The sequence below is a fragment of the Sphingomonas sp. Leaf67 genome (genome assembly GCF_001421965.1).
GTDB lineage: Bacteria > Pseudomonadota > Alphaproteobacteria > Sphingomonadales > Sphingomonadaceae > Sphingomonas.
The window spans coordinates 1-4,359 of record NZ_LMLP01000015.1 but is presented as its reverse complement, the minus strand read 5'-3'; the positions used below and the strand labels follow the sequence as shown (position 1 = coordinate 4,359).

The 4,359-nt window shown below is 62.2% G+C and carries 1 protein-coding gene; it reads right to left on the bottom strand.

Translation table 11 applies throughout. The features are described 5' to 3' along the window. Positions 1-420: 420 nt before the first annotated feature. Positions 421-4,164, bottom strand: a complete 3,744-nt coding sequence (locus ASE90_RS09365) for a hypothetical protein (protein ID WP_156361522.1) — start codon at positions 4,162-4,164, stop codon at positions 421-423. Positions 4,165-4,359: the final 195 nt, after the last annotated feature.

Sequence of the window (4,359 nt, the reverse complement as noted above, 5' to 3'; positions counted from 1 at the left end):
GTCTTCGCGCCCGCTTCTGCCTCCTCAGCACCCCAATGATCTGCTCTTCTGAAAACCTCGCACGCTTCATCGTCTGTCCTTCCTTCAGGCCAGACTCTAATCGTTCGTGGAGGAAAATCAGGGGGTCACGTCAACTGGTCGCTCGCTGATGTCGATCGATCGGGAAGGTTAGGGACAACGAGCAATCCACGGAATGACAAAAGATGGGACTTTCCAGCCATTCAGCCGCGACATGTCGAACGGCAGCTCCTGTCAGAAGCCGTCGTTCAGACCTCACCCAACCGGCGTCGCGGAACAACAGAGACTCGGTCGATCTCGGAATAGCGATTCCGTCGCGCGAAACCCGACTTCCATAATTTGCTTATGCGCCATCGCAAACCGTCGAGCCGTGCGCGTCAATGATTTGCGAACGCCGCCATATCAGGCGTCCTTCCGAATGAAAGGATCGCCGTAGAGCGACATGGCGAGAGCGCGCTTGGGGTCCCAACTGGTTTTGTCGGAAACGTGGCGGTTGGCCACGTGGCAAGCGTCCAGCGCTACCATACCTCCCTGCCAAGCCTTCAGGAAAGCGTCCAGCCAAGGCCGCGCGACAAAAAACGGTATCGGCCAAGCCGGCCCGATCACGGCGGCGCTGCCGCGCGCGAGGATTTGCTTTGCGAGTCCGATCGCCATCCCGGTTTCCGGATGAGGATCAATGCGGCCGCCTGAGCATACGAACAGGATCGTCAGGCGGGCCTTGCGGGTTACCTCGGCGATCTGCGCAATCTCGGTAACGCCGTGACCGTCGTCGCTCAGCGACCGAAAATAGCGGTTCACCTCGGTCAGTCCGCCGTGCGCGCCGATGATCGCGACGTCGGTATCGGCAAATCCCGGCGATGGCTGGTCGCCGCGCTCAAGCTCGACACCATGCCCGGTCAGGATCGGCGCTACCTCATCTGCCATCATGGCAAGGGGACCAGTTTCCCCTCCAGCCGGGGAAACCGGAATCCACATGCGCGCTGCACCGTTCCCCTTCCGATCGAGCCGGCGTGATGCGGTCAGCCATTCGAGCGAGGGTGTCACGCCGATCGCATGATCGAAGCCCGCGCAGTTACCGTCGATCGTCAGGAGATTGGGCGGGAAACGCTGTAGCCGCGCATCGGCAACGATGATCGACCGCTTGGGCAGCTTGGTCAGCCCCAGGTTCGCGACGCTGTCGCGCATCTCGTCCTGGCCTACCAACTCCAGGGCATAATCCCTAGGGAAACGCCCGCTCCAGCGATTGAGCGCTTCAGCAGAGAAGGTGTTCTCCGACTCGACCGTGAGGTCGGAAATATCGCCATTCTCAAACTCGACGGTGGTAAGCTGGCTTTCGAACATTGCCATGCCGACGATCGCGATGTCCGCTCGGCTGAGCTCGATCGCCGCCTCGTAAGGAGCCTCTGCTCGTGTCAGCAGGCGCTCGACCTCGACAAGCGTGCCGTCGGCAACCCGAAGCTCGATCGCGCGGTCCGCTGAGGCTTCAACAGCGTAGGTCAGCGCTTTGGGGTCGACGTCGGCCAAGGCATTCCCGACGAGCGTGCGCGTCATGACGCGCAAGTGCCTCAGGTCGTAGCCCGCGTCCATAGCATAGCGGGCATTGTCGAGGCCACGCGCCACGTCGGCGATGTCGGCAAGTGTCGGCACCCGGCTCGCTGCCCGGATCATAGGTTGGCGCTCAGGCGGGAGCTTGCTGACAATCTGCTTGAGGAGTGCCTCGGCGGCCGCGACGCGTTCGGGAACTCGGTTGCCGCCAATGTGGACCAGCGTGTTCAGGGCCATCGCAATCGGCAGCAGGTCATCGCTCCGGTCAAGCACTTCCGCCGCGTTGGCGGCCGCTGCGTCGAACAGTTCGATCAGCTCCTCATCGGACCCGCCATCGCGGGAAAAGACAGCAGTCGCGGCCTGAAGTGCCATCGTTGCGAGGCGAAATCCGTCACGCTCAGCAATGCCCAGCTGCTCGAGGGCTTCCTGCGAACGATCAAGCAGCGGCAAAGCGAGGTCGGCCATTCCGGCGTCGCGAAGCAGCCGGAACAGCAGGTTCGTCTCGAACCAAATTTCATCCCAGGATGCTTTCGCGCGCGTCTCCAGCGCAGCCGCCATCGCGACCATCGCTTCGGTGCTCATGCCAACGCGCGCGTAGATATCCGCGAAGCTGAACAAAGCTATCCGGTGCCGCTCCGGACGATCGCCGCTGTTCGTGACAATGAACTCGGCGATGTCGCGGGCGGCCTGTCCCTTGCCCGCGACCGCAAACTTGCTGCCCACGGTCCGAGCGATCGTCAGATCCTCGTCACGCTGCTCGGCGAGCGGGGCGATGGCGTTGGCGGCCGCAAGATACATGTTGGGCAGGACAAGATCATCCGTTTCCGCGATGCGGTCCCCGGCATAGTCCGCTTGGATCAGGATCGAAGCGATGAGCGCGTCCGCGGATACGTCGAGCAGCTCGGCCGGAAAACTATGCTGTCCTACCACCCACATGCCTTGGCCCTTGTCGGCCAGCCACTTCCAGATACGCTCCAGCGGTGCCTTGGTCTGATCCGCCGGAATATTGGGCGGGCGGTCGACGATCTTCGGTCGCGGATCGATCGGCGGCCTCGCGACCGAACGCTTGAGGAGGGCGGTGACGAGGATTGCGATCCCGCGCGAACCAGTCTCAGTTGGGCCGAGCAGCCTGGCCAGCCGCGTGCGAACGCGTCCGTCACCTGGATGGGTCGCCAGGAACGCGATCGAGCGGTCCATGACCTGCTCGACCATCGGATCGTCGCTCGACAGGGCCGCTGCCTGGAGCGCCGTGCTGGCCAGGCGAATGAGGAGGAGCAGCTCCCGGCTGGTTACCTCGGCATTGCGCCCGAGCAAGAATGCGAAGCTCTCGGCCACCCGACCGGCGCGCTCGAGCTGGAGCGCGATCTCGACGCCGCCATCGCCGACGAACTCGGGAAGGTCATCGGCGATCGTCGTATGAACCGTGTAAGGGTTCCAGCCATCGACTTGCATGCCGTCGGCAAGCAGGCGGTAGAAGGATATTTCGTCCTTGTGGTCGCCGTCGGTCATCGATTCCAGCATCGTAACCGCGCGACCGTAGTCACCTTGGCGTGCCGCCATGACCACGTCGTGTCGCTGCAATGTCGGCGCGTTTGGATGAAGCCGGCGGAACGCCTCCAGCACGGCTGACCGAAGTCGATGACCACGCAGTCGCAGCGCGGTGTCGAGCGCCTGAGCGAAGTCTTCGCTGTCGCGAATATTTGGGAGCGCCTGCGTAATTAGCGCTTCCGCAAAATCGTCGATGTCGGCAGATTCCGACAGCCGCGCGATCGCCAAAGCCTGCTGCACGGGCAGCTCGACCAACATGTCCGACTTGGCCTGAAGGAGATCGCGAAACGGGTCTGAAAGACCTGCCCTGGAAAGAAACTCGAGTTTCAGGAAGAAGCGCTGCCGGTCGGACAGGCTGTCATCGCCATCGATTTCCTTGATCACGCCCCCAATACCGCCCGTATCGACGGCATCACTCCACCGCGAAACCTTGGCAGTAACCTCGTCGGCATCGATAAGCTCAGCTCCGGCGATCTCACCGGACACAAATCCGGCGTCACCGACCGACTGCAGCAAAGCCAGCGACTCCTTTCGCTGAGGCGGAAGAAAGCCGGAATCGAGCGTGACGTAGATTTCGTTGGCCCGGCAAAGCGCGTCGACCTCGGTCAGGAGCTGATGGAGATGTGCCGCCCGCATTGTCTCCTCCAGCTGGCTGCCGTTGGGAATTTGTGTGGCGGCCATGCGATAGCGGCCGGCCTCGACAACGATAATAGCAGTCTTCGTGGGCGTCGCCGAGAGCGCCTGGACCAGCGCATCACCGTCGTAGCTGTCCGTGAACTGCAGAGATAGGAATGAGAACGCGGCCTCGCGCATCTCGGCAGTGGCCGAGCCGCTGGAGACTTCGGTGAGGGTGGCATCAACAGCTTTTCTCAACTGACCCAGGGCGGTAGCCTGTTCATCCGCGGTCGAGGGCGGAAGAACGATCCAGACCTGGTCCGCCAGACGGCCTCCGTTTCTGTCGCCGCAGATCGAAAAATAAGCCGCGAGCTCGCCCAAACGGGCAAGATCCTCGTCGGACCCTACTGCCAGAAGATCCGAATGACCCCATTGCATCGCTCCTTGCCCCATGAAAGTCTTCCAAGTGAGCGTCTCGCTGGCGGGGGTTTCCGATCGTTCTGTCACGTCAACCTTCTATCTGATTTGCGCGAGTTGGACTTGCCCCGCTTAAGTGGAGAGGCATTTGCTCAGCGTGACGCGGTTCGTTCGAACTGCGAGGGGCTGGTGTAGTCGAGCGCGGAATGACGCCTG

What these genes read in the sequence shown, in the direction of transcription:
- ASE90_RS09365 (WP_156361522.1), bottom strand. Translation starts at nt 4,164, where the DNA reads ATGCAATGGGGTCATTCGGATCTTCTGGCAGTAGGGTCCGACGAGGAT.